22 protein-coding genes, 1 tRNA gene and 1 pseudogene are annotated in these 23,477 nt (G+C 62.2%); 14 read left to right on the plus strand and 10 right to left on the minus strand.

Features of this window, described 5'->3' with window-relative positions; translation table 11 throughout:
- The 3 genes from LB535_RS17300 to LB535_RS17310 form a co-directional block, all read right to left on the minus strand.
- Positions 1-221 (minus strand): hypothetical protein (locus tag LB535_RS17300; RefSeq protein ID WP_224633076.1); only part of this gene is annotated, 221 nt, incomplete at its 3' end.
- Between the two features lie 57 nt (positions 222-278).
- Entirely contained in the window at positions 279-560 is a 282-nt protein-coding gene (locus LB535_RS17305) for an acylphosphatase (RefSeq protein WP_224633077.1), read from the minus strand.
- A gap of 277 nt (positions 561-837) precedes the next feature.
- Positions 838-1,950 (minus strand): pyridoxal phosphate-dependent aminotransferase, encoded by a 1,113-nt coding sequence (locus LB535_RS17310; RefSeq protein ID WP_224633078.1) that lies wholly within the window; start codon positions 1,948-1,950, stop codon positions 838-840.
- 231 nt (positions 1,951-2,181) lie between these two features.
- On the opposite strand from LB535_RS17310, the pseudogene LB535_RS17315 reads away from it, so the two are divergent.
- A pseudogene (locus LB535_RS17315) lies at positions 2,182-3,859 on the plus strand (tetratricopeptide repeat-containing sulfotransferase family protein).
- A gap of 192 nt (positions 3,860-4,051) precedes the next feature.
- Here LB535_RS17315 and LB535_RS17320 read toward each other — a convergent pair.
- Positions 4,052-5,239: a porin gene (locus tag LB535_RS17320; protein ID WP_224633079.1), complete on the minus strand. Its 1,188-nt coding sequence runs from the start codon at positions 5,237-5,239 to the stop codon at positions 4,052-4,054.
- Positions 5,240-5,573: 334 nt separating this feature from the next.
- On the opposite strand from LB535_RS17320, the gene LB535_RS17325 reads away from it, so the two are divergent.
- The 3 genes from LB535_RS17325 (at position 5,574) to LB535_RS17335 (ending at position 8,564) form a co-directional block, all read left to right on the plus strand.
- Positions 5,574-5,664, plus strand: a tRNA-Ser gene (locus LB535_RS17325).
- A 381-nt stretch (positions 5,665-6,045) separates the two neighbouring features.
- Positions 6,046-7,248: a porin gene (locus tag LB535_RS17330; RefSeq protein ID WP_224633080.1), complete on the plus strand. Its 1,203-nt coding sequence runs from the start codon at positions 6,046-6,048 to the stop codon at positions 7,246-7,248.
- 242 nt (positions 7,249-7,490) lie between these two features.
- Positions 7,491-8,564, plus strand: coding sequence for a tyrosine-type recombinase/integrase (locus LB535_RS17335; RefSeq protein ID WP_224633081.1), 1,074 nt, complete (start codon positions 7,491-7,493; stop codon positions 8,562-8,564).
- A gap of 72 nt (positions 8,565-8,636) precedes the next feature.
- On the opposite strand, the gene LB535_RS17340 is transcribed toward LB535_RS17335, so the two are convergent.
- Together LB535_RS17340 and LB535_RS17345 are read right to left on the minus strand one after the other, a co-directional pair.
- A complete protein-coding gene (locus tag LB535_RS17340; RefSeq protein WP_224633082.1) occupies positions 8,637-9,530 on the minus strand; it encodes an alpha/beta fold hydrolase in 894 nt (297 codons plus the stop codon).
- A 244-nt stretch (positions 9,531-9,774) separates the two neighbouring features.
- On the minus strand, positions 9,775-11,808 hold the full coding sequence (locus LB535_RS17345) for a lytic transglycosylase domain-containing protein (protein ID WP_224633083.1): 2,034 nt from the start codon (positions 11,806-11,808) through the stop codon (positions 9,775-9,777).
- Between the two features lie 464 nt (positions 11,809-12,272).
- Here LB535_RS17345 and dapA point away from each other — a divergent pair, with 464 nt between their 5' ends.
- From dapA to LB535_RS17360, 3 genes are all read left to right on the plus strand, one after another.
- A complete protein-coding gene (gene dapA, locus LB535_RS17350) occupies positions 12,273-13,154 on the plus strand; it encodes a 4-hydroxy-tetrahydrodipicolinate synthase (RefSeq protein ID WP_224633084.1) in 882 nt (293 codons plus the stop codon).
- Positions 13,155-13,400: 246 nt separating this feature from the next.
- Complete coding sequence (gene smpB, locus LB535_RS17355) at positions 13,401-13,880, plus strand: SsrA-binding protein SmpB (protein ID WP_224633085.1); 480 nt, start codon at positions 13,401-13,403, stop codon at positions 13,878-13,880.
- A 79-nt stretch (positions 13,881-13,959) separates the two neighbouring features.
- Positions 13,960-14,676, plus strand: coding sequence for a GH25 family lysozyme (locus tag LB535_RS17360; RefSeq protein WP_224633086.1), 717 nt, complete (start codon positions 13,960-13,962; stop codon positions 14,674-14,676).
- Between the two features lie 39 nt (positions 14,677-14,715).
- Here LB535_RS17360 and LB535_RS17365 read toward each other — a convergent pair whose 3' ends face one another.
- Positions 14,716-15,645: a DMT family transporter gene (locus LB535_RS17365; protein WP_224633087.1), complete on the minus strand. Its 930-nt coding sequence runs from the start codon at positions 15,643-15,645 to the stop codon at positions 14,716-14,718.
- A gap of 144 nt (positions 15,646-15,789) precedes the next feature.
- Between LB535_RS17365 and LB535_RS17370 the strand changes: the two genes are divergently transcribed.
- On the plus strand, positions 15,790-16,263 hold the full coding sequence (locus LB535_RS17370) for an Lrp/AsnC ligand binding domain-containing protein (protein ID WP_224525181.1): 474 nt from the start codon (positions 15,790-15,792) through the stop codon (positions 16,261-16,263).
- Positions 16,264-16,296: 33 nt separating this feature from the next.
- On the opposite strand, the gene LB535_RS17375 is transcribed toward LB535_RS17370, so the two are convergent.
- A complete protein-coding gene (locus LB535_RS17375; protein ID WP_224633088.1) occupies positions 16,297-16,965 on the minus strand; it encodes a uracil-DNA glycosylase in 669 nt (222 codons plus the stop codon).
- Positions 16,965-17,546, minus strand: coding sequence for an NYN domain-containing protein (locus LB535_RS17380; protein WP_095766928.1), 582 nt, complete (start codon positions 17,544-17,546; stop codon positions 16,965-16,967). Before LB535_RS17380 ends, LB535_RS17375 begins: the two co-directional genes overlap by 1 nt.
- A 304-nt stretch (positions 17,547-17,850) precedes the next feature.
- Between LB535_RS17380 and rpoZ the strand changes: the two genes are divergently transcribed.
- From rpoZ to LB535_RS17400, 4 genes are all read left to right on the plus strand, one after another.
- Complete coding sequence (gene rpoZ / locus LB535_RS17385; protein ID WP_095766929.1) at positions 17,851-18,252, plus strand: DNA-directed RNA polymerase subunit omega; 402 nt, start codon at positions 17,851-17,853, stop codon at positions 18,250-18,252.
- A gap of 124 nt (positions 18,253-18,376) precedes the next feature.
- Positions 18,377-20,608 (plus strand): RelA/SpoT family protein, encoded by a 2,232-nt coding sequence (locus LB535_RS17390; protein WP_095766930.1) that lies wholly within the window; start codon positions 18,377-18,379, stop codon positions 20,606-20,608.
- A 99-nt stretch (positions 20,609-20,707) separates the two neighbouring features.
- Entirely contained in the window at positions 20,708-21,286 is a 579-nt protein-coding gene (gene pyrE, locus LB535_RS17395; RefSeq protein ID WP_224633089.1) for an orotate phosphoribosyltransferase, read from the plus strand.
- A 75-nt stretch (positions 21,287-21,361) separates the two neighbouring features.
- Entirely contained in the window at positions 21,362-21,745 is a 384-nt protein-coding gene (locus LB535_RS17400) for a VOC family protein (RefSeq protein ID WP_224633090.1), read from the plus strand.
- Here the strand turns inward: LB535_RS17400 and LB535_RS17405 are convergent.
- Positions 21,723-22,253 (minus strand): GNAT family N-acetyltransferase, encoded by a 531-nt coding sequence (locus tag LB535_RS17405; RefSeq protein ID WP_224633091.1) that lies wholly within the window; start codon positions 22,251-22,253, stop codon positions 21,723-21,725. The genes LB535_RS17400 and LB535_RS17405 overlap by 23 nt on opposite strands.
- A 211-nt stretch (positions 22,254-22,464) precedes the next feature.
- Between LB535_RS17405 and LB535_RS17410 the strand changes: the two genes are divergently transcribed.
- Together LB535_RS17410 and acpS are read left to right on the plus strand one after the other, a co-directional pair.
- On the plus strand, positions 22,465-23,052 hold the full coding sequence (locus LB535_RS17410; protein ID WP_224633092.1) for a DUF2062 domain-containing protein: 588 nt from the start codon (positions 22,465-22,467) through the stop codon (positions 23,050-23,052).
- Entirely contained in the window at positions 23,049-23,462 is a 414-nt protein-coding gene (gene acpS, locus LB535_RS17415) for a holo-ACP synthase (RefSeq protein ID WP_224633093.1), read from the plus strand. Before LB535_RS17410 ends, acpS begins: the two co-directional genes overlap by 4 nt.
- The last annotated feature ends 15 nt before the right edge of the window (positions 23,463-23,477 follow it).

Here is a 23,477-nt window from a genome sequence, read left to right on the forward strand (position 1 = left end):
CAAGGAAGCTCCTGGTCGTCCTCAACGCTATCATTCGCGACAAAACCGCATTCGCGTGAACACAGTTGCCATGCCGTTACCTTGGAAGCGTTGCTGCGGTGCAGATTCTGCTCCGTTGCACTCCCTGGCGAAGGTAACGGAATGGATTCCAGGGTCTTCGCGACGGAGCTTCGCTCCTGCTCCGCCCTGGAATGACGATCGCCATTGCGCGTTTCGGCCAATCACGAACGCATGCCCCTGCCAATGCAAACAGAGCCGGCGGTCCCTGTGCAGTGCCACTACACGATGATCCGGAAATCCAAGGGCGCCTCTTCGGCCGCCTCCTCGACCTCGACATTCGAGACGAGCGCGCCCCGCGGCCCTTGCCACAGGCGTTCGATCATCGCCGTGACAGCACCATCGGCGCCGGCGATCAGCGCGGTGACCGAGCCGTCACGCTCGTTGCGCACCCAACCCGTCAGCCCGAGACGCATCGCTTCTGCGCGCGCCCAGACGCGGTAACTCACACCTTGAACCGTACCGGAAACGCGCGCCCGAACGGTTCTATGCTCGCCTTGCATTGCCTGTGCTCCGCGTTGCGCTTGGCGGAATCTGGCACAGCAAAGGGCAAAGGCAACAGGGGCTTGGGCTAGGGTGTGTTGAGATTCAGGTGAGGCCAAGCCGAAAATGGTGGCTTTCGAGAACCGGCCTACGCCGGCCGTAGCCTTCATAGAGCCGAGACACTTATGAGGGCTTTGGCCGGCGAAGGCCGGAGCGGAGCGGACATTGGGTCCGTGAGCACCGGAAGCGCAGAAAACCAGCATTTGCAGGCTGGCATCACCTGAATATCAACACATCCTAGTTCCCTTGCGCCTCCGCCAGCGCGCCCGGCAGCTCCTCGGCGAAGATGTCGAGCTCATGGTCGAGCCCGACGCTGACCCTGATGCAGCGGTCCAGCACCGGCACCATCGGCTTGCGGATGAACACGTCGCGCGACAGGAGGCCCTGCATCACCTTCAGCGCGAAGGCGCCGTCGCGGCCGCAGTCGATGGTGACGAAATTGGTCGCAGACGGCAACGGCTTCAGGCCGTTCTGCCTGGCAATGGCTGAAATACGCTCACGGCCTGCCGCCACCCGCGCCACGACCGAGCGCAGGTAATCCTGGTCGGCAAGCGCCTCGAGGCCTGCGACCTGCGCCATGCGGCTGACGCCATAATGGTTGCGGATCTTCTCGAAGTCGCGGATCACCTCCGCCTCCGCCACGGCGTAGCCGCAGCGTATGCCGGCCAGGCCGTAAGCCTTGGAGAAGGTGCGCATGCGGATGACGTTCGACCGAGCGGCATCGATCGCAGGCAGCGCCGAGGCCGGTCCCAACTCGCCATAGGCCTCGTCCAGCACCAGCATGGTGGTTTCAGGCAGCGCCTCGATGAAGCGGACGACATCCGGCGCCTCCCACCAGCTTCCCATCGGATTGTCGGGATTGGAAAGATAGACCAGCGGCGCCTTTTCGCTCGCGACCTTGGCGAGAAGGCCATCCAGGTCCTCCTTGTCATTGGCATAGGGCACCGTCACCAGGCGACCGCCGACGCCGGCGATATGGAAATTGAAGGTGGGGTAGGCGCCAAGCGAGGTGACCACCGCATCGCCAGGGCCGACATACATGCGCGCCACCAGCCCGAGCAGGCCGTCGATGCCTTCGCCCACGACCACGTTTTCGACGGCCACGCCGTGATGCGCGGCAGCCGCCACTTTCAATTCGTAATTGTCGGGATCGCAATACATCCACTGGTCGCGGGCAACGCTTTCCATGCGGGCTATGACGCGCGGCGAAGGCCCGAAGCTGCTTTCATTGGCGCCGATGCGGGCGCGGAACGGCCGCCCGCGCTCGCGCTCCTGGGCCTCCGGGCCAACGAACGGCACCGTTGTGGGAAGCGCGCCGATGATTGGCGCGAGGGAAGGGCGACGAAGCATGGCACAGGCTCGCGTGGAAGAGGCGTTCTTGCTAGCGTGAGCGGGGGAAAGGTGCAAGTTGGATGGCAAGCTGAAATTGACTGGCTTGACCGCCAGCCGGCGTCATCTTTTGCGAGGTTTGCCGCTTGCATGGGGCTGGTGGACGCAGCGGCAGGCGTTGCTGTTGGCCTCGAGTTCGATGCGGACGACGCATCGCTGGATTCTGCCTGCCGCTTTTGCTAGCGAGGCAGGATGAGCAACCGATTGCCGGCCGCTTGGGCAAAGCATCTCAGGACGCAACCCTCGGCTAAGGCGCTGCCACCGAACGCTGCGCTGCCGAAAGCCAAGACGCAGGCCGGTCCATCGCGAGCGCATGCGGACGATATGCTGTTGCGGCGGGCGCTCGAGCTGCAAAAAGCCGAGCAATTGCCGGAGGCCGAGGAACTCTGCCTGAAGGTTCTGGCGCGTACACCAAACCACCCTTTGGCTTTCTACATCCTGGGAACCCTCGGCATCGGATACGATAACGAGAAGGCACTGCGATATTTTGCCCGTGCGGTCGCAGAGGACCCGCGAAATCCTTATTACCACCTTAGCCTCGGCGAAGCCTATTTGCAGCTCAGCGAATTTACGCCGGCAATCAGGCACATTCAGCACGCTCTTGATTTGAAGCCGGATCTGGTGGAGGCGCTTTGTACCTTGGGTGATGCTTACAATGCGTTTGACAAGGGAGAAATGGCGCTGCCGCTCTTTGAGAAGGCGCTCAAGATCGACCGGGATCATCCTCTGGCCCTGTTGGGGTTGCCCCGCGCGCTCGCAAGCCTCGGCCGTATGGACGAAGCCGCGGTTCATTTGAAAGAGGCGATAGAGCGGCGGATCGCGGTACCGGCTGCCTACAGTGCATTGGTGCAGACGCGTAAATTCACGGAAGAGCCGCCGGAGCTCGCGGCAAATTCTAGCGGAGCTTCGAGACCCGGCCCATGGAGCGGAAGGAGCGGCGGCACTCCATCACGCTGCAGGGACGCTGCTTAACGACCTCTGTCGCTACAGGGAGGCGATGGATCACTTCAAGAAGGGAAATCAAGCCGGGGGCCATAAATTCAATTTGGAAAACTACCGTCGCTGGGTCGATGTCATGATCGAAACCTTCACACCGGAGCTGGTGGCTTCAATGGCCGCTCAAGGCAATCCCTCGGAGGTGCCTGTATTCGTTGTCGGCATGCCTCGCTCGGGTACGACGCTGACCGAGCAGATCTGTGCCAGCCATCCTGGTGTTCACGGTGCCGGCGAGCTCAGCAAGCTCAGCCGAATGGCCAATGGGATCGGTCTCAAAGGCAACTCCGACACAGACCTCGGCAAATCGATCGCGACGATTACCCCCGAACTGACCAAGACGCTAGCAGCAGAGCATCTTGCCTATCTGCGCGAGCGGGCTCCCGATTCGCTTCGAATCGTCGACAAGATGCCTCACAATTTCGAGCTGATCGGCCTGATCGGCATTCTTTTTCCCAATGCACGCATCATTCATTGCCGCCGCGATGCCATCGACAATTGTGTCTCCTGCTTTGTTCTGCAATTCAGCAAAGCGCACAGCTATAGCGCTGATCTTCAGACGCTGGGGCTCTACTACAGGGAGTACGATCGCCTGTTGCGACACTGGAAGAAGGTTCTTCCGGGTCGCATCTTCGAAAACCGGTATGAAACATTGATTGAAAATCAGGAGGAGCAGTCGCGCCGCTTGATAGATTATCTCGGGCTGCCTTGGGACGATGCCTGCCTGCGTTTCTTTGACAAGGACCGCTCGGTAAATACTTACAGTCGCTGGCAGGTTCGTCAGCCGATCTACAAGTCGTCCGTCAAGCGATGGAAGAATTACGAGAGCGAGATCCAACCTCTGATCGAAGCATTGGGAGATCTTGCTGAGGTTTGACCAGTAGCAATTCGCGCCGAGCCATAGCGCTCTCTGCGCTGAGTGCTCAGTCTCCAAGGCTCCGATAGCGTGCAATTCCGGCGATCGCGCCGAATGCAGCGCTTTGTGCAAACGGTGCCGGGGTGCTGGAAGGGAGAAAGAAAAACCCGGCGGTTGCCCGCCGGGTTATCGATTTCGATCAGGCAATGCCTGTTAGAACGAGCGCTGGAAGCGGAGCAGACCGCCGACGCTGTTCTTCTTGTCGGCGCCGGTGAAGTTGACGACGTCGGCACCCGAAACCCAATCATCGAACTTGCCGAAGTGATCCCAATCGACTTCGGCCGTGACCGTAAAGCCGGGGACGATGTCGTAAGCGACGTTCGCGGCCACGCCGTAGTTCTTGTCCTCGTCACCCGACACCTGGAGGTTGAACGAGGTCTTCTCGTTGAACTTGTAGGTGCCGCCGGCCCAGAATGCCCAGTTGCCGCCCCAGATTTTATAGAAGCCGCGACCACCGGCCCCGATGGCATAGGTCGGGTCGTTGAGGTTGTCGTCGCTGCCATAGCCGAACATGCCGAACAGCGACAGTTCGTTGGTGACATTCACATCCAGGCGAACCTTGCCGGCGACTTCTTCATAGTTGCTGTCGTAAGCAACGACGCCGGTGATGGCGCCCCACCCTTGAGTCCACTTCACGCCGCCGACGACATGCGGAACGTAGCTGTCGATCGTGCCGACGACGCCCGAACCTTCTTCCAGCGAGACCACCGCCGAGAAGCCGTTGCCGGCGTCGAAATAGTACTGGACGACGTTGGTGTCGAAGTCGCCATAGGGGACGATCGTATCCTGGATGACGTTGCCGGCGTAGCCGATGAACGTATCGAAGGCCGATTCGTCCTTACCGACGCGGAGGCCACCGAGCTGGATCCAGGCGAAGTTCAGCGAAACGTTCTTGTTGCCGGCAGGATTGCTGTTGAATTCATCCGCTGCCGTGGTCGGATCGTCTGCCGATGGGTAGCCGTTGCGGTTGCCGAAGTTGAAGCGGGTCTCGGTGTAGGTCTTCAACGTGCCGAGCTCTGTTTCCTGGCCGGTCCAGGTCTTCAGCGTGAAGCGGGTGTTCTTGTAGAAGGTGCTCTGCTCATCGCCGTCCTCATGGTCGAACGACTTGGCGCCGTCGAACGAGCCGACGTCGCCGACGCCGATGTCGTAACGGACATAGCCGCCGATGCGCAGGCAGGTTTCGGTGCCGGGGATGTAGAAGTAGCCCGAGCCGTAGACGTCGCAGATCTTGACGTATTCAGCCGGTTCCGGCTCGGCGACGGTCACAGCGTCGGCGGCGCGAGCACCGGAAACTGCGATCAGGGCCGCAGCTGAGCCGAGAAGAAGGCTCTTGATGTTCATTTTCTGACCTCCAGTCAGAATCGAACGCAAGCGATGTGGACTCTCGGCCAAGATTATGGGCAATGCCTTGTTATTGCGCTCTTTTTCGCCCCGTGCAGCGTGATGAAGGGCGCCTGCCGGTGATTGCGTGTCCGGTTTCCGGTCTACGATGGCGCTCCAATGAAGGCGCCTCTGCTGGCTCGAAAAGGCCTAGTAAGTCACGATTCGCCTCGTCTGGGCCGATGCGATGCCGATGCTCCACCGCTTTCAGAAGCTGCCGGCCTAACGATTTTTCGGCGATTATGGCGCCGGCTTGTTGATTGTGCCCACGCTTTTCTTTATCCAGCGGCGCGACGGAGAGGTGGCCGAGTGGTCGAAGGCGCTCCCCTGCTAAGGGAGTAGAGGTCAAAAGCTTCTCGTGGGTTCGAATCCCATCCTCTCCGCCATCCTCCCCTGCGCTGTGCGCAACAAGCCTCCCTTCGCAAGGCGATTCTGCGGCAAGAACCGGGCAGGGCGACTCGCCGGGACGCCGCAATTCCGGCCGTTAACCGCCAGATTCGTTCGTCCGGCGGGCCTCGATGGTTAACGAGAGCTTTCGGAGTGAGGCCAAATCGTGTCATTTGTGCAACAACATCCGGGGATAGCGTCTGGATCGGGCTTTCGCCGATACGATCGTGGTTGAACGCAGCCGCCGCCTGGGTAAAGGTCATCTTCGAAGGAGCGGCGCGGTGCGCATCTTTTTCGGTAGTGGGGATGGGGCAGGGAACGCTGTCCTTCAGCAAAAAATACCCAGACCCGTTTTTTAACTTTTGACTGGAGGTCAGAAAATGAACATCAAGAGCCTTCTTCTCGGCTCAGCTGCGGCCCTGATCGCAGTTTCCGGTGCTCGCGCCGCCGACGCTGTGACCGTCGCCGAGCCGGAACCGGCTGAATACGTCAAGATCTGCGACGTCTACGGCTCGGGCTACTTCTACATCCCCGGCACCGAAACCTGCCTGCGCATCGGCGGCTATGTCCGTTACGACATCGGCGTCGGCGACGTCGGCTCGTTCGACGGCGCGACGTCCCGCGATGTTGAGGACGGCGACAGCAACGACACCTTCTACAAGAATGCCCGCTTCACGCTGAAGTTGTGGACCGGCCAGGAAACCGAGCTCGGCACGTTGAAGACCTACGTCGAGACCCGCTGGAACTTCGGCAACCGCAACGCCGACCTTGGTGATCCGACCAACGACGATTTCGGCGTCAATCCGGCCTTCAACAAGGGCACTTCGCTGAACTTCGCCTGGATCCAGCTCGGCGGCCTTCGCGTCGGTAAGGACGAATCGGCCTTCAACACGTTCATCGGCTACGCCGGCAACGTCATCCAGGATACCCTGGTTCCTTACGGCGACTTCGACACCAACGTCGTCCAGTACTACTTCGACGCTGGCAACGGCTTCTCGGCCGTGGTCTCGCTCGAAGAAGGCGCGGGCGGTGGCACGGACGGTTCCTACGGCGTGGGCACGATCGACAGCTACGTTCCGCATGTCGTCGGGGGCGTGAAGTGGACTCAAGGGTGGGGCGCTATCACCGGCGTCGTCGCCTATGACAGCAACTATGAAGAAGTTGCCGGCAAGGTTCGTTTGGACGTGAACGTCAACGACGCGCTGTCGCTCTTCATCATGGGCGGCTACGGCACCGATGACAACTACAGTGACCCGACCTATACCTTCGCAGCCGGCGGTCGCGGCTTCTACAAGCAGTGGGACGAAAACTGGGCAGTGTGGGGCGGTGGCACCTACAAGTTCAACGAGAAGACCTCGTTCAACGCTCAGGTCTCGTATGACGAAGGTGAGAACCTCGGCATCGCCGCCAACATCGCCTACGACATCGTTCCCGGCTTCACGGTTACGGCCGAAGTCGACTACGTCAATGCAGGCAAAATCGACGAAGTCGATACCCTTGGCACGAACCACAACTGGACCGGTATCTCTGCTGGTAACGACGATGCCATCGGCGGCATGCTCCGCTTCCAGCGCTCCTTCTAAGGGCTGGACTGTTACAATTGGAATCCGGCCCGGGCGTCTCCACGCCCGGGCCGTTTTGTTTTCGCGATTGGTCGAAGCAAACGAAAGGATGGGGGTGAAACGGTAAGCTGATCGGGTCTGTGGAGCGACTTTGTGGGATCCGCCACCGGCGGATGTGGTCGGCCGCAAGATTCGAAAACTCTTGAAAGGACATCTCCGAACGGTTAGGGCTGAAAGCTTAACCACAGGGGGTGTGGCTAAAAATGTCGAACGAAGCGGTTCAAGAGGCCGAGGCCTCTGGTCATTTTGCGGTATTTTCTTCTCAGAATTCGAAGTTTAGGTACACCTACGACAAGATCCGGGAAGTAAAATCGCACAGGATCGGGGAACTCTTTGCAGCATACCGGGATATACTCTGGGATGATGGGCGGCATAAATACAATGTCAGCTCTTTCATCGGTGAAATAGACGAGATCCTTCTGGGAGAGCGTTTCAGCACCTTTGACCAGAACACCCTGGACAATCTTATCGGCACATTGCGCCAGCGCGGGAACAGCAATGCAACCATCAATCGCAAGATGGCTGCACTCAGCAAGCTGCTGCGTAAGGCGCATAAGATGGGAGATATCCACAGCCTGCCCGAGTTCCGCCGCCAGAAGGAGCGGGCGGGACGGATTCGTTTCCTCGAAAGGGACGAAGAGACAAGGCTGTTCGCTGCCATCAAGAGCCGCAGCGAGGATGCTTACAGACTTTCCGTTTTCCTGGTCGACACCGGCTGCCGCCTAGGCGAGGCGCTCGGCCTGATCTGGAACGACATCCAGGAGCACCGCGTCTCATTTTGGATCACGAAATCCGGCCGCAGCCGCACCATCCCGATGACCGAACGGGTCAAGGAGGTGATCAAGCTGCCGCCGACCACCGAGGGTCGCCGGCCGAAGGGTCCGTTCACCAAGCTCAGCCAGGCGCAGTACCGCGCCATCTGGAACGAAGCGAAAGCGGAAGTCGGTCTTGGCGCCGATGAACAGGTGGTACCGCATATCCTGCGCCACACCTGCGCTTCGCGCCTTGTCCAGGGCGGTATCGACATCAGGCGCGTGCAGATGTGGCTCGGCCACCAGACGCTGTCGATGACCATGCGTTACGCGCACCTCGCCACCAACGATCTCGATGGCTGCGTCGTCGTTCTCGAGAAGCCACGCGGCGACCAGGCGCCGAGCGCCGCGGAGAACTCCGTCTTTGCCTCCCCCTTGACCGCGCCGTCACCTGGCAAAGCCGCTCGCAAGGAGAGCCGACTGGAGCCGGCAAAGGCGCGCCGCAAGAGCTCGAAGGGCAAATAGGCACGCGCCGCGCGTCGGCGAATCTATATTTCATCGAGAAGGCCTGAGACTGAGTTAGTCTCGGGCTTTACTTCATTTTGATTTGCGCTCTGCCCGATCGAGGAAATCCGCAATCTCCCGCGGCAGAGTGCCGGTTTCCAGAAAGGGCGCGTGTCCCTGACCTTCGACGGTGATCGTCTCCATGCCGGGATGCCGCCTTCCCATCTCCTCGACGGTCGCAGCGGATAATAGTTTTGAATTGCCGCCGCGAATGGCAAGCAGCGGCACGGTGGCTAAAGCGTCGAATTGCGACCACAGGTCCGGCAGCGGCTTGCTGAAATCGATGCCGACCAACGTGTCGACCAGCGCCGGATCGAAATCCGGCAGCCAGCCGGCCTCCGTCTCGCGGCAGATTGCCCGGACCATCCGCAGCCAGTCGGCGTCGGTGAGCGCCGGGAAATCGGCGCCATGCACGCTGCGCTGAGCATCCACCGCCTCGGCGAATGTCTTCGGTCTCGGCGCCGGGTCGAGATAGGAGCGGATATGGGCGAGGCCCGCTGCCTCGATTACCGGGCCGATGTCGTTGAGCACGATGGCTTTCAGCACGGCGGGCTTCAATGCGCCGAGCACATGGATGATCAGGCCGCCCCGCGACGTGCCGACGAAGGCGGCCTGCTCGATGCCGAGCGCCGACAATCCGGCAAGGACATCGCCGGCTTCGACGCCGACATTATAGTGGCTGATATCGGGATCGCGGTCGGATTGTCCGCGCCCGCGATAGTCGAAGGCAACGACCTTGCGCGGCCTTGCCGCCTTGGTTGAAAGGTAAAGCGCCAGTTCATGGAAGTCGCGGGCGTTGCGGGTGAGTCCGGGAAGGCAGACGACCGGCCAGCTGCCGGCATTCGCTTCGCCATAAATCTGGGCGTGGAGTTTCAGGCCGTCTGGCGCGGCGTAGAAGAAGTCGGAGAAACCTTCGCCGCTCGCCATCGGAACGCTGCTCCTCGTTGAGGTGACCGACAGCTACAGACGAGGGCAGGGATCGTCAAATGGGAAGCCCTTTCCTTCTCCCCTTGCGGGAGAAGGTGGATCGGCGCGATAGCGCCGAGACGGATGAGGGGTGCTGGAAGGAATGAGACCGCGGCGATTTCAAACATACCGCCAAGCTGGAACACCCCTCATCCGACCGAGCTTCGCTCGGCCACCTTCTCCCACAAGGGGAGAAGGAAGAACCTCAGCTTCGTCCGTTCACGAGATCCCCCACGATGTCGTATTTGCCTGAAATACGCATCCTGTAGACCTCGTAATTCTCCATCACACGCTGCACGTAACTTCTTGTTTCTGTGTAGGGAATCCGCTCGATCCAGTCGACGACGGCATCCACGTCCTTGCCGCGCGGGTCGCCGTATTTCGCCACCCATTGGGCGGCGCGGTTCGGGCCGGCATTGTAGCCGGCGAAGGTCAGCACATAGGAGCCGCCGAAACGGTCGAGCTGCTCGCCGAGGAAGGCCGAGCCCAGCGTCGCGTTATAGCCGGCATCCGTCGTCAGCCGCGCCTGCGAGAAATTCATGCCGGCCTTTTTTGCCAACTGCTTGGCGGTGCCTGGCATCAACTGCAGCAGGCCGCGCGCGCCGGCGCTGGAAACGGCGCCAATATTGAACTCGCTTTCCTGGCGGGCGATGGCATAGGCGAGCGCCTTGCCGGATCCGGAAATGTTGGCCGAATCGGGAATGACGCCCAGCGGATGCGAAAGCGCGCCGACATCGATGCCGCGCTGGGCGGCGATCTTGCCGACCTTCAGCGCCATGAAATGGTTGCCCTGCTTTTCGGCCAGCACGGCTAGCAGCGCCAGTTCGCCCGGGCTGGTCAGCTGGCCGGCAAGGTCGCGGTAGAGCGTCTCGGCGTAGCGGTCATAGCCCGCTTCCTGCAGCCGCTTGATCGCGCTCACCGCTTCGCGGCCGTCGAAACTCTGGCGGTCGGCCGCGCTCGGCTTCGGATAGGCGATGTTGAGGGTCCTCAAGCCCACGCGCTCGCCGGCGAGCTGGCCATAGAAGGTCGTGCCGTAGCTGGCCGCGCGCGTGAAATAGTCCTTGGCGCTTCCCGGGCCGCCGACTTCCGCCGCCCGGCCGAGCCAGTAATAGGCGCGCGACAGCGACACCGGGCCCTGGGCGAGCTCGGTGATGCGCGTGAAATGCCTGGCGGCGGTCGCCGGATCGTTGAGACCGCGCAACGCGTACCAGCCGGCATGGAACTCGGCTTCGGCGGCGTTCGGCGGGCTTTCGGCAGCGTGCATGGAGACAATCTTGTAGGCAGTCTTCATGTCGCCTTGGTCGACCAGCTCGCGCGAGAGCACGCGGCGTTCGACCCACCAGGCATCGGGGTCGACCAGCGAATCGCGATTCGTCGGCGCTTTCATCACGGCAGCAGCGGCTTCGGCGAATTTCTGCTGCTTTCGCAGATACTCCGCCTCGGCGAAGAAATAGCCGGCGGAGCGCAGCACTGCGGGCACTGCCTTCAACAGCTTGGCGGCGTTCTTGTCGCCCTTGTCGACCGCCGCCCAGGCATCCGCCAGCGGCTGTGCGCCGGCGAGGCCGGCGACCCGCAGCGCCGACGACGGCCGGTCGGCATAAAACATGCGCTCCATGCGGTAGCGATGGTCGGCCGCCGGGATCAGCGTGCCGAACTCCTTGATGACGGCTGCCTCATCCTTCGCTTCCAGTTTTTCCGTGCGCCAAAAGGGTACCAGCACCGACCGCGCCGCGGCCTGGTTGCCAAGCGCCACTTGCGAGCGGGCGAGGATCATGACGCCCTCAGGCGTCAGCGGCTGGCTGCGGCCGAAGGCCTGCACCACCACTTGCGGCGGCGGATTTTCGCGATAGAGCGCGCGCTCGCTGTTCTTGCGTAGCGCGATCGTGCCCGGCCATCCAGGCAGCATCTTGGCGGCGTCGGCAATCTCGCCGCTCGGCACCTGGTCGCCGCCGTAAAGCGCGATCGCCCAGGCGAGGATGTGCCGGTCGAGCGAGGCGGCGGGCAGCGTGTCGCGCGCATTGCGCGCGCCAACGATGTTGTTGGCGGCAAGCGCATCGAGCCCGCTCTTCAGTTGCGCTATGTCGGGGGCAATCGGCGTTTGGCCCGGCGCCTGCGGCGCATCTGGCGCCGGAATCGAGGCCGTCGCGCGCGCGTCGACGCTGCCACCGATCGCCATGGTAGGCGTCAGCGCGACGATCGCGCCCAACAGCGCGAAAAGATGGGGCCGCCTCGTCGGCATTTTATGATCCTAGCACATCGCCAGCAGGCGCGGGCATTGAGAACCCGATGCGAAGCCTAGACTTAGGTCGTGAAGGGCTCGTAAACAAAAGGTTATCGAGGCCGTTCGAATGGCGCTTGCTGGTATCCCGATTCTGAAATTCGCATGACCTTGATATCGGGCGCGGCGCGAATTTCAGAATCGCAGGACACCAGCCAACTGTCGAATCCAGTATCGTTTTGGTTTTCGAGGTTCGCCCCGAGCCTGATATCAACCTCTAGCGAACATCGAAACCACGACACTGGCATTACGCCGATGCTTGCCGCTGAACCATGTCGAGACTATGGTGCGCGGCTTCGCTTTGGGGTAGAAGGCGCGCAACTGACCGATCTGATGAAACACCGATGCATGTCGCCCAGAAGCGGAAACCGGTTTTGGGAAGACGACATGCATAAACCGACAAAGTTCCAAGGAGTTTGGACGACATGCTGAGAGGCTCGCTGACTGCGCTCGTGACACCGTTCGAAAAGAGCGGGCGCTTCGACGAGAAAGCCTTTCGCTCGTTTGTCGAATGGCAGATCGCCGAGGGCACCAAGGGTCTCGTTCCCGTCGGCACCACCGGCGAGTCGCCGACGCTGTCGCATGAGGAGCACCGCCATGTCGTCAAGGTCGCCATCGAGATAGCCAAGGGCAGGGTGCCGGTGGTGGCCGGCGCGGGCTCCAACAACACCGAGGAAGCGGTCGGCCTGGTGAAGTATGCCGAACAGGCCGGCGCCGATGCCGCCCTTGTGGTCACGCCTTACTACAACAAGCCGACGCAGCGCGGCCTCTATGAGCATTTCGCGGCCGTCGCCAGGGCGACCAGGCTGCCGATCATCATCTACAACATCCCGCCGCGTTCGGTGATCGACATGACGCCGGAGACGATGGGCAGGCTGCGCCACGACTTCAAGAACATTGCCGGCGTCAAGGACGCGACCGGCAAGGTCGAGCGCGTCTCCGAGCAGCGCATGACCTGCGGCAAGGATTTCATCCAGCTTTCCGGCGAGGATGCCTCCGCGCTCGGCTTTAACGCTCATGGCGGCGTCGGCTGTATTTCGGTCACCTCGAATGTCGCGCCGCGCCTTTGCTCCGAGTTCCAGGAAGCGACGCTTTCCGGCGACAGCGCCAAGGCGCTCGAGCTGCAGGACCGGCTTCTGCAATTGCACAAGGCGATCTTCATCGAGCCTGGCGTATCCGGCGCCAAATACGCGCTGTCGAAGCTGGGCAAGGTCGAGAACGTGGTCCGTTCGCCGCTGGTGACGGTCGAGTCCTCGACCGCCGAGAAGCTCGACGCGGCGCTCAAGCACGCCGGCTTGATTAATTAGCGAGCCCGTTCGGAAACTCTACTCCTGCGGCCATCTGAAGGCGCCACCTGCGCTTCCGGTGCTAACGTACTATATGTACGCTCCGCTCCGGTTCCGCGCATGGCCCCGAAAGCATCCGCTTTCGGAAAGGACCATGCGCAAAGTCGGGCTGCAGAGCGTCCTTTGCGCGTTTAGAAAACGCGCAGCGCTCTGTTGACACCTTCACCTGACTCGCAGGAGCGAGTTTCGAAACAGACTCTGGACGTCATGAATCAAGTCAAGAAAGCCGATCCCAACAACAAGACCGTTGCGGAAAACCGCAAGGCGCGCTTTTCCTACGAGGTGCTCGACACGATCGAGGCCGGCTTGGTGCTGACAGGCACCGAGGTCAAGTCGCTGCGCCAAGGCCAGGCCAACATCCAGGAAAGCTACGCCTCGGCTGAGGGCGGCGAGATCTGGCTGATCAATTCCTATCTGCCGGAATATCTGCAGGCCAACCGCTTCAATCACGAGCCGCGCCGCCGTCGTAAGTTGCTGGTCTCCAAGCGCGAGATGGCAAAGCTCTCGCAAAGCGTCGAGCGTGAAGGCATGACGCTGGTGCCGCTGAAAATCTATTTCAATGACCGCGGCCGCGCCAAGCTGCTGCTCGCCGTTGCCCGAGGCAAGAAGCTGCACGACAAGCGCGAGACCGAGAAGCAGCGCGACTGGTCGCGCGAGAAGGGCCGGCTGCTGAAGGAGCGCGGCTGAGCCTTCAGGGCTGGCAGCGCCGGCCACCTGAAAAAGAGCCGCCGGCCGGTTCTCCGGTCGGGGCACCTTCCGACAGGGGATGGTCTTGGGGAAGCGGATTGTTTTCTGGGGCCTTGCCGTCACGCTTGTCGCCAGTGCCGTCGTGACAGGCGCCTTCTTTTGGTTCCGCGGCTTTTCCCCGGATCGCGAGGAATTCCCGATCCGTGGCGTCGATGTCTCGCATCATCAGGGAAAGATCGACTGGCCTCGCGTCGCCGCCGACGATGTCGCCTTCGCCATCATCAAGGCGACCGAAGGCGGCACCCATGTCGATACGCAATTCTCCATCAACCTGCGCGAGGCCCGCGCGGCCGGCCTGGCGGTCGGCGCCTATCACTTCTTCACCTTCTGCCGGCCAGGCGCCGACCAGGCGAAGAACTTCATGTCGGTAGTGCCGCGCGGCGAGCCGCTTCTGCCGCCGGTGGTCGACATCGAGTTCGGCGGCAATTGTCCGCAGCGCCCGTCGCCCGAGCAACTGAACACCGAGCTTGCTGCATTCCTCGGTCCGGTCGAGACGGCATTCGGCAAGCAGGCGATTTTCTATCTGACCGACGAGGCGGCAGACGCCTATTCCGGCAGCATTCTTAACCGCCGGCGCTGGTTGCGTTCGCTGGCGATGAGGCCGCGCGAGAACGACTGGATCTACTGGCAGTATCACAATATGGGCCGCGTCGACGGCATCGAAGGCGATGTCGATCTCAACGTCCTGAAAGGCAGCCGCGAGACGCTGGCGAGGTTGTTTGCGCCGACGCCTTGAATTGCCGGTCCTTGAATCGCTTGCCGTACCGCTGAAGGCTTACGATCCTCCCGGCGCCGGTGCATTAAGGCGTCTATTGGCAATCCGCCCTCCGATCGCTGACAAGCCCATCCCGGCGGCCATGATGGCAATGGCTGCGAACTGGATCGTCATCGGCGTTTCGCCGAGTACCGCCATGCCGACAGCCACGGTGGCGATGGGTATGCCGGGCAGGAACAGCGATGCCGTCTGCGGCCCCAACTGCCCGACGACATAAGTATAGAGGAACATGGCTGCCGCGCCGGCCAGAATCCCCTGGATCGCGATCTGGCTGATGATTTCCGTGGCGGCCGCGACATGGATATGGCTCTGCGCGACGAGATAGAGGGCCGGCAGCGGCAGGCAGGACAGGAGCACCACCGCGGCCGTCACCGTGACGGGATCGGCACGCCAGCGCCTGACAAGAACGGCATAGGCCGAAAACATCAGGCCCGATCCGATGAAAAGCATATCGCCGAAGAGAACGCCGCCGGTGCCGTCGCGCGCCGGCGCGATGAACAGCGACAGGCCGCCGACAATCGCGAGGACACCGATGGTCCGTTGCCGCGAAGCGCCGTCATTGAAGACGATGCGTGACAGCAGGAACGAAAAGAAGACGATCGACGCTGGACAAAGCGCGGCCGCATGGGCGGCAGGGGCATAGGTCAGGCCCCAATTGATGATCAGCGGATAAGGCAATCCGGCCAGCGCCGCCAATGCCAGGGCCCGTCGCCAGCCAAGCGCCCTCATGCTTACAAAGCCGCCGCGCCAGACGATCGGCAGAAAGACCACCCCTGCGCCGCCAAAGCGCAAGGCGGCCAGATCCGTCGCCGTCAGATGCTCCCTGAGGCTGAAGCGGGCGGCGACGAATTGGATGGCGTAGATGCCGATCATAGTGAGGCCCGCGATGATCGCCAGCCTGGAGTTTCCTGAGTCTCGCGCGTCCGCCATGTTCCGCCGCCGTCGTGACATCGCCATCGAAGATCATCTCCGCACAAAGCGATGAAAGCGCAGGCTATTGCCGAAAAGCCCATGGCAAAATACGCTCTTTTCTCGAAATTTAAGTGAAACTCGCAGATTAGAGGCAGATCTAGCGTGAATGCTGAAGCAAGCGACCTCGACGGCGTCGACCGCAATCTCCTGCGATTGCTGCAAGAAGATGGGCGTCGCACCACACTTGATCTGGCGGCGCGTGTCGGCCTCTCGCCGACCGGCACCAGCCTACGGGTGAAGCGGCTGTTTCGGGAAGGCTACATCACCGCGGTCAGGGCCGTGCTCAATCCGGCAAAGATCGGACGCGGTACGCTCGTCTTCATCGAGGTGCGTCTCGATCACACGGCGCCGCATATTTTCGAGCGCTTCGCCGAGGCGGTGACCAAGGCGCCCGAGGTTCTCGAGTGCCACATGGTGGTCGGCGGCTTCGACTATTTGGTAAAGGCGCGCATCTCGGAAATGGCCGCCTATCAGGATTTCCTGACGCGGGTCATTCTCGCGCTGCCGGGAGTGAAGGAGACGCACACTTATACCTCCATCGGCGACGTGAAGCCGGATGCGCTGCTGCCGGTATGAGTGGCTGTCAGACCGACAGGAAGCCGCCTGAATCTAGCTCTTCAGGAACGCCGCAATCTCCTTGAACACGCTGACGAACATCTCCTGCGTCAGCACGCCCGTATTGGTGTTGTAGCGTGAGCAATGGTAGCTGGAAAACAAGGCGATGCCGCCGGCTTGCTGCCTCCCGCCATGGCGGAACGGAAAGGCCGCGACGCGCTCGCCCAGCGCCCGCACCGTCGACTGATGCGCGATCGCACCCAGCGTCAGGATGGCACGCAGGTTGGGAAAGCGCGCAATCGTCGGCTTGAGAAAAGTTCTGCAAGTGGCGATCTCGGCGCCCACCGGCTTGTTCTCCGGCGGCACGCAGCGCACCGCATTGGTGATGGCCGTGCCGACGAGTTGCAAGCCGTCATCGGGCCTGGCCTTGAATTCGCCGCGCGCAAAACCGTGCGCGATCAATGTGCCATAGAGCAGGTCGCCGGCATAGTCGCCGGTGAAGGGGCGCCCCGTGCGGTTGGCGCCGCGCAGGCCGGGTGCCAGCCCGACGATCAGGAGGCGGACTGAATCTTCACCCTCCGGCGGCAGGAAGGTCGGCACTGGCGCGTTGAACCAGCCGGGCTCACGCTCGCGCCAGGCGGCGATGAAATCATGCAGCCGCGGGCAAAGCGGGCAGTCACGGCTGGGTTCGGGCGAGGGCACGGCGGTCAAGGCCGCCGCCATCAATAATCTTCCTCGTCGACTTCGGCGGGTTCTGGCCGGCGCGCCGGCCGCTCGGACGGATCGCGGCCGACTTCGCTCTTCAGCGTCATCAGGTCGATGAAATGATCGGCCTGGCGGCGCAGATCGTCGGAGATCATCGGCGGCTGCGAGGCCATCGTCGAGATGATCGATACCTTGCGGCCGCGCCGCTGCAGCGCTTCGACCAGCGTGCGGAAGTCGCCGTCGCCGGAGAAGATGACATAGTGGTCGACGACATCGGCGAGCTCCAGCGCATCGACGGTCAACTCGATGTCCATGTTGCCCTTGATCTTGCGGCGGCCGGTCGAGTCGGTGAATTCCTTGGCGGGCTTCGTCACCACCTTGAAGCCGTTATAATCGAGCCAGTCGATCAGCGGCCGGATCGATGAATATTCCTGATCCTCGACCAGCGCGGTGTAATAGTAGGCGCGCAGCAGGTAGCCGCGCTTCTGGAAGCTCGACAGGAGCTTGCGGTAGTCGATGTCGAAGCCCAGCGCGCGGGACGTGGCATAGAGATTGGCGCCGTCGATGAAAAGAGCGATCTTTTCACGGGGATCGAACATTGAAAAACATTCCTTTCGAAAATTTTTGTCGTCTAAAAGCGTTTGACGAAGAGGTCCGGCAAATGGACCTTTGTACCGTCACCTCCGAGATAACGTGCAATTTGTGGATATCCAAGGGCATGGCCCTGTGTTGCAAGCAATTGTGATCGCCACTATGTGGGTAGCTTCACGGCGTGGCGCGATGATGAGCCGGGCAACGGCCCGCCAAGCTGACGCTGGCGCCATAAAGCTTGTATTTCGGCCGCGCTCGCGTTATGGAGCGCGCCAGCTTTCCATCAAATCCATCGCATGAAAGGGGCAGTCCATGGCCCGCGTAACCGTTGAAGATTGCATCGACAAGGTCGACAACCGTTTTGAACTCGTGCTGCTCGCTGGCCATCGCGCCCGCCAGATCAGCCAGGGCGCGCAGATCACCGTTCCGCGCGACAATGACAAGAACCCGGTCATCGCGCTGCGCGAGATCGCCGACGAAACGCTGTCTCCCGACGACCTCAAGGAAGACCTGATCCACTCGCTGCAGAAGCATGTCGAGGTCGACGAGCCGGAAGCCGAGGGCGAGGCAATTGCCGACCAGACCGGCGCGACCGCCGTTGCCGCCGACGCCGACGACGCCGAGGAGAACGTCACTTTCGACCGCATGAGCGAGGAAGACTTGCTCGCCGGCATCGAAGGTCTGGTGCCGCCGGAAAAGAGCGACGACTACTAAGTGCTTTTGTCCGGGTTGGATCAACCATCCAGGACTTCCGTATCTTAGGTTTCGTGGCTATCTATGAGATGCGTCGCACGTCGGTGCGGCGCATCAATCATTTCAGCACCGCGAGATCCCGCCCATGATGCGTCAGTATGAGCTTGTCGAGCGCGTCCAGCGCTACAAGCCTGACGTCAACGAGGCGCTGCTCAACAAGGCCTACGTCTATGCCATGCAGAAGCATGGCCATCAGAAGCGCGCCTCGGGCGATCCCTATTTCTCGCATCCCCTCGAAGTCGCGGCCATCCTCACCGACATGCATATGGACGAGGCGACCATCGCCGTTGCCCTGCTGCATGACACGATCGAGGATACGACCGCGACGCGCGCTGAGATCGACGAGCTCTTCGGCCCCGAGATGGGCAAGCTGGTCGAGGGGCTCACCAAGCTGAAGAAGCTCGATCTGGTCTCGAAAAAGGCCGAGCAGGCGGAGAACCTGCGCAAGCTCCTGCTTGCGATCTCCGAGGACGTCCGCGTTCTGCTCGTCAAGCTCGCCGACCGCCTGCACAACATGCGCACCCTCGACCATATGCCGGAAGCCAAGCGCCTGCGCATCGCCGAGGAGACGATGGAGATCTATGCGCCGCTAGCCGGGCGCATGGGCATGCAAGGCATGCGCGAGGAGCTGGAGGAAATAGCCTTTCGCTACATCAATCCGGAGGCTTACCGCGCCGTTACCGCAAGGCTTGCCGAGATTTTCGAGCGCAACAGGGGCGTCCTGCAGGAGATCGAGACGGCGCTGTCGGGCCTGTTCGAAAAACACGACATCAAGGCGAGCGTGAAGAGCCGGCAGAAGAAGCCGTGGTCGGTGTTCCGCAAGATGGAGGCCAAGGCGCTCTCCTTCGAGCAGCTCTCCGACATCTTCGGTTTCCGCGTCGTGGTCGATTCGGTCGACGACTGCTACCGCGCGCTTGGCGCCATTCACACCACCTGGTCGATGGTGCCCGGCCGCTTCAAGGATTACATCTCGACGCCCAAGCAGAACGACTACCGTTCGATCCACACCACCATCGTCGGCCCGTCGCGCCAGCGCGTCGAATTGCAGATCCGCACAAGGGAGATGAACAAGATCGCCGAATATGGCGTCGCCGCGCATTCGATCTACAAGGATACTGGCGGCAAGATGAACGGCGCGGGCCATGCGATCTCCAGGGAGACCAACGCCTATGCCTGGCTGCGGCGAACCATCGAGCAACTGGCCGAAGGCGACAATCCCGAGGATTTCCTCGAGAACACCAAGCTGGAGCTGTTCCAGGACCAGGTGTTCTGCTTCACGCCTAAGGGCATGCTGATCGCGCTGCCGCGCGGCGCTACTCCCATTGACTTCGCCTATGCCGTCCACACAGATGTCGGCGACACCTGCGTCGGCGCCAAGGTCAACGGCCGCATCATGCCGTTGATGACCGAGCTCAAGAACGGCGACGAGGTCGAGATCATCCGCTCCAAGGCGCAGGTGCCGCCCGCCGCCTGGGAATCGGTCGTGGTCACCGGCAAGGCGCGCGCCGCCATCCGCCGCGCCACCAAGAATGCGATCCGCAAGCAATATTCCGGCCTCGGAGCCCGCATCCTGGAACGAGCCTTCGAGCGCGCCGGCAAGACATTCACCAAGGAGAGCCTGAAGCCGGTGCTGCACCGGCTGGCGCGCAAGGACATCGAGGACGTGCTGGCCTCGGTCGGCCGCGGCGAGCTGAGTTCCACCGATGTCATGAAAGCGGTCTTCCCCGACTATAAGGACGAGCGTGTCACCGTCGCGGCGCCCAAGCAGCGCGAGGAGGGCTGGTCGAAGATCCGCAACGCCGCCGGCATGCTCTTCCAGATGCCCGGCACCCGCGCCGCCAAGAAGGACAAGGACCAGCAGCGCGACGGCGCGGTGCCGATCCGCGGTGTGCGCGGCGACCTGCCGGTGCGTTTCGCGCCGGAGGGCGCTGTGCCCGGCGATCGCATCGTCGGCATCATCCAGCCCGGCACCGGCATCACCATCTATCCGATCCAGTCGCCGGCTTTGCAGGCCTTCGACGACCAGCCCGAGCGTTGGATCGACGTGCGCTGGGACATCGACGAGCGCACCAAGGAACGTTTTCCGGCGCGCATCTCGGTCACCGCCATCAATGCGCCCGGTTCGTTGGCCGACATCGCCCAGGTCGTCGCATCCAACGATGCCAACATCCACACGCTGTCGATGATACGCACCGCACCCGATTTCACCGAGATGCTGATCGATCTCGAGGTCTGGGATCTCAAGCACCTCAACCGGCTGCTGTCGCAGCTCAAGGACAATTCGAGCGTCAGCGATGCGCGGCGTGTGAATGGGTGAATAGTGAATAGTGAATAGTGAATAGTGAATAGTGAATAGTGAATAGTGAATAGAAGGTGCTCTCACCACCATTCACCATTCGCCAAGGGGGACCGAACAATGAACACCGACGAAGTGCTGGGTATTTTCCGCGAGGCCGGCGCCGTCCTCGAAGGTCATTTCATCCTGACGTCCGGCCTGCGCAGTCCGGTCTTCCTGCAGAAGGCCCGCGTGTTCATGCATGCCGACAAGACCGAGCGCCTGTGCAGAGCGCTGGCCGAGAAGATCCGCAAGGCGGTGCCGGGCGGGATCGACTACGTCGTTGGCCCGGCCATCGGCGGCCTGATCCCGGCCTATGAAACCTCGCGTCATCTCGGTGTCCCGGCGATCTGGGTCGAGCGGGAAGGGGGCGAGTTCAGGTTGCGCCGCTTCGAGATTGCCAAGGGCTCGCGCGTCGTCATCGTCGAGGACATCGTCACCACCGGCCTGTCGATCCGCGAGACCATCGACTGCCTGCGCGAGCTTGGCGCCGAGGTCGTGGCGGCCGCCTGCATCATCGATCGTTCGGCCGGCAAGACCGATGTTGGCGTGCCGCTGATCGCGCTTGCCGAATATGAAGTGCCGGCCTATCCCGCCGACCGCCTGCCGCCGGAACTCGCCGCGATTCCAGCCGTTAAGCCGGGAAGCCGCAACCTCTGACATCGCAATGTATGAAAACAAGCACCTGAGCGCGTCGCTTGAATCTCTTTGCCGGAGACGTGCGACGAGGCGACCATGATCGCCAGGATCGACCATTTCGTGCTGACGGTCCGCTCGCTGGAAGCGACCTGCGATTTCTACCGGCGGGTGCTCGGCATGCGGCGGCTCGACGAACCGAACCGGCCGACCGCGCTTCTGTTCGGCTCGCAGAAGATCAACCTGCACGAAGTCGGTCGCACCTTCGAGCCGAAGGCCAAGGCGCCGACGCCGGGTTCCGGCGATTTCTGCCTCGTGGCGGCAGTGCCGCTTGCCGAGATCCAGGCCAGCCTCGAGGCCAATGGCGTGGCGATCGAAGTCGGTCCGGTCGAACGCACCGGCGCGCGCGGCAACATGATGTCGGTCTATTTCCGCGATCCGGACGGCAATCTGGTCGAGGTCAGCGAGTATCAACCCGGCTGAGATCGAGCCGCATGGCGCAGCGCTGGTCCGAAGCCATGCCGTGCCTGGCCTCGTCGTCGAGCAGGCTTGCCAGCCGTTCGTCAATCTCGGCGTCTTCCAGGATGCGAAATCCGGCCTTCCGATAGAAGGGCGCGTTCCAGGCGACGGCGCGAAACGTGGTCAGCGTCACCGCGGCCAGTCCGCGCCGCCCGGCGTCCGCGACCGCCTGTTCGAGCAGGGCGCGGCCGATGCCTTGGCCCTGCCGGTCGAGGCGCACGTCCAACTCCCATATATGCAGCGCATCGCCTTCGATCCCGGCGCTCAGGAAGCCGACCGGCCGGTCCTTCTCGTCTGCGGCAATCCAGCATGCGCCGGCGGCGATCAGCGCGCGATGCCGCTCGACGCTGATGTTGTCGCCGTCGGCGAGCCACGCCAGTTCCGCAATGGCGCGGAACGCCAGCCCGGCGGACTGTTCGATCCGCGGCAGCGCCCCGGCGTCCTCCGCCCGCGCCGGTCTAATGGTGATCATCGGCTCCGCATCCGGGTTGTTTTCCTCAGTTTCGCCAGAATGACGCTGTTGTTAAAGACTGCGGCAGACCATCGCGGCGGCGTTCGTTGTTGCGCGGACCGGTCGTCGCTATATCAAAGCTTGTTGCCTTTCTGCGCCCTCGAAGCGCAAGATGTGTTTGCGCGACCCGGTGGGTAGGGGCAGCGCGTATTGGACCGGGAACTGGAACAGAGTGCTTTTTCGACGCCGAGAGCCTGATGGCTTCCTGGAACAGGTGCGTACTTATCTTTGGCCGCGCCGCTCGTTCTCGCGTTCCGTGCAGTATTTCTCCAAACGCATCCTGCGGCTGAAGGCGACGCCGCATTCCGTCGCCGCCGGCGTCGCCGCGGGCGTTTTCGCCTCCTTTTTCCCACTTGGCTTCCACTTCATCGTCGCCGCCGTGCTGTGCTGGATCATCGCCGGCAATCTGGTCGCGGCAGCACTCGGCGCGGTGTTCTTCGGCAATCCGCTGACCTTCCCGCTTTTGTGGGGCGCGTCCTGGGAGACCGGGAAGCTGCTGCTGCATGAGCATCTGCCGAAGCATGGCCCGCCCGAGCATCTGGGCGAAATGATGCACAAGCTTTCCTTCGCCAAGCTCTGGCACCCCATTCTGGAGCCGATGCTGATCGGCGCGGTGCCGCTCGGCCTGGTCTTCGGGCTCGTGTTCTACGCCATCACCCGCTGGGGCATGACGGTGTTTCGCGAGCAGCGCCGGAAGCGCATGGCCGAGCGTGCCGAGAAGAAAGCGCGGCAGGGCGGACGGGAAGTGCCGGCGGAATGATCATCGGCATCGGCAGCGACCTGATCGACATCAGACGTATCGAGAAATCGCTGGAGCGGCACGGCCAGCGCTTCGTCCAGCGCATCTATACTGAGGTCGAGCAGGCCAAGTCGGAGGCGCGTGCCGCCCGCGCGGCTTCCTATGCCAAGCGCTTCGCCGCCAAGGAGGCCTGCGCAAAGGCGTTGGGTACCGGCATGGCCGAGGGCGTGTTCTGGCGCGACATGGGCGTGGTCAACCTGCCGAGCGGCGCGCCGACCATGGCGCTGACCGGCGGCGCCGCGGCCAGGCTGGAGCAAATCCTGCCGAAAGACCACCGCGCCGTCATCCATCTCACCATCACCGACGATTTCCCGCTTGCTCAAGCCTTTGTGATCATCGAGGCAGTGCCCGCCGAACAAGCGCCACATTGATTCCATCTGACCACG

The organism is Mesorhizobium sp. CA10, assembly GCF_020165285.1.
GTDB lineage: Bacteria > Pseudomonadota > Alphaproteobacteria > Rhizobiales > Rhizobiaceae > Mesorhizobium.

Coding starts and splice junctions, on each gene's coding strand:
- LB535_RS17405 (WP_224633091.1), bottom strand. CDS start 22,253: ATGATCACCATTAGACCGGCGCGGGCGGAGGACGCCGGGGCGCTGCCG.
- LB535_RS17305 (WP_224633077.1), bottom strand. CDS start 560: ATGCAAGGCGAGCATAGAACCGTTCGGGCGCGCGTTTCCGGTACGGTT.
- LB535_RS17340 (WP_224633082.1), bottom strand. CDS start 9,530: ATGGCGAGCGGCGAAGGTTTCTCCGACTTCTTCTACGCCGCGCCAGAC.
- dapA (WP_224633084.1), top strand. CDS start 12,273: ATGCTGAGAGGCTCGCTGACTGCGCTCGTGACACCGTTCGAAAAGAGC.
- LB535_RS17380 (WP_095766928.1), bottom strand. CDS start 17,546: ATGTTCGATCCCCGTGAAAAGATCGCTCTTTTCATCGACGGCGCCAAT.
- LB535_RS17335 (WP_224633081.1), top strand. CDS start 7,491: ATGTCGAACGAAGCGGTTCAAGAGGCCGAGGCCTCTGGTCATTTTGCG.
- LB535_RS17320 (WP_224633079.1), bottom strand. CDS start 5,239: ATGAACATCAAGAGCCTTCTTCTCGGCTCAGCTGCGGCCCTGATCGCA.
- rpoZ (WP_095766929.1), top strand. CDS start 17,851: ATGGCCCGCGTAACCGTTGAAGATTGCATCGACAAGGTCGACAACCGT.
- LB535_RS17375 (WP_224633088.1), bottom strand. CDS start 16,965: ATGGCGGCGGCCTTGACCGCCGTGCCCTCGCCCGAACCCAGCCGTGAC.
- LB535_RS17365 (WP_224633087.1), bottom strand. CDS start 15,645: ATGGCGGACGCGCGAGACTCAGGAAACTCCAGGCTGGCGATCATCGCG.
- LB535_RS17345 (WP_224633083.1), bottom strand. CDS start 11,808: ATGCCGACGAGGCGGCCCCATCTTTTCGCGCTGTTGGGCGCGATCGTC.
- smpB (WP_224633085.1), top strand. CDS start 13,401: ATGAATCAAGTCAAGAAAGCCGATCCCAACAACAAGACCGTTGCGGAA.
- LB535_RS17390 (WP_095766930.1), top strand. CDS start 18,377: ATGATGCGTCAGTATGAGCTTGTCGAGCGCGTCCAGCGCTACAAGCCT.
- LB535_RS17400 (WP_224633090.1), top strand. CDS start 21,362: ATGATCGCCAGGATCGACCATTTCGTGCTGACGGTCCGCTCGCTGGAA.
- LB535_RS17360 (WP_224633086.1), top strand. CDS start 13,960: ATGGTCTTGGGGAAGCGGATTGTTTTCTGGGGCCTTGCCGTCACGCTT.
- acpS (WP_224633093.1), top strand. CDS start 23,049: ATGATCATCGGCATCGGCAGCGACCTGATCGACATCAGACGTATCGAG.
- pyrE (WP_224633089.1), top strand. CDS start 20,708: ATGAACACCGACGAAGTGCTGGGTATTTTCCGCGAGGCCGGCGCCGTC.
- LB535_RS17310 (WP_224633078.1), bottom strand. CDS start 1,950: ATGCTTCGTCGCCCTTCCCTCGCGCCAATCATCGGCGCGCTTCCCACA.
- LB535_RS17330 (WP_224633080.1), top strand. CDS start 6,046: ATGAACATCAAGAGCCTTCTTCTCGGCTCAGCTGCGGCCCTGATCGCA.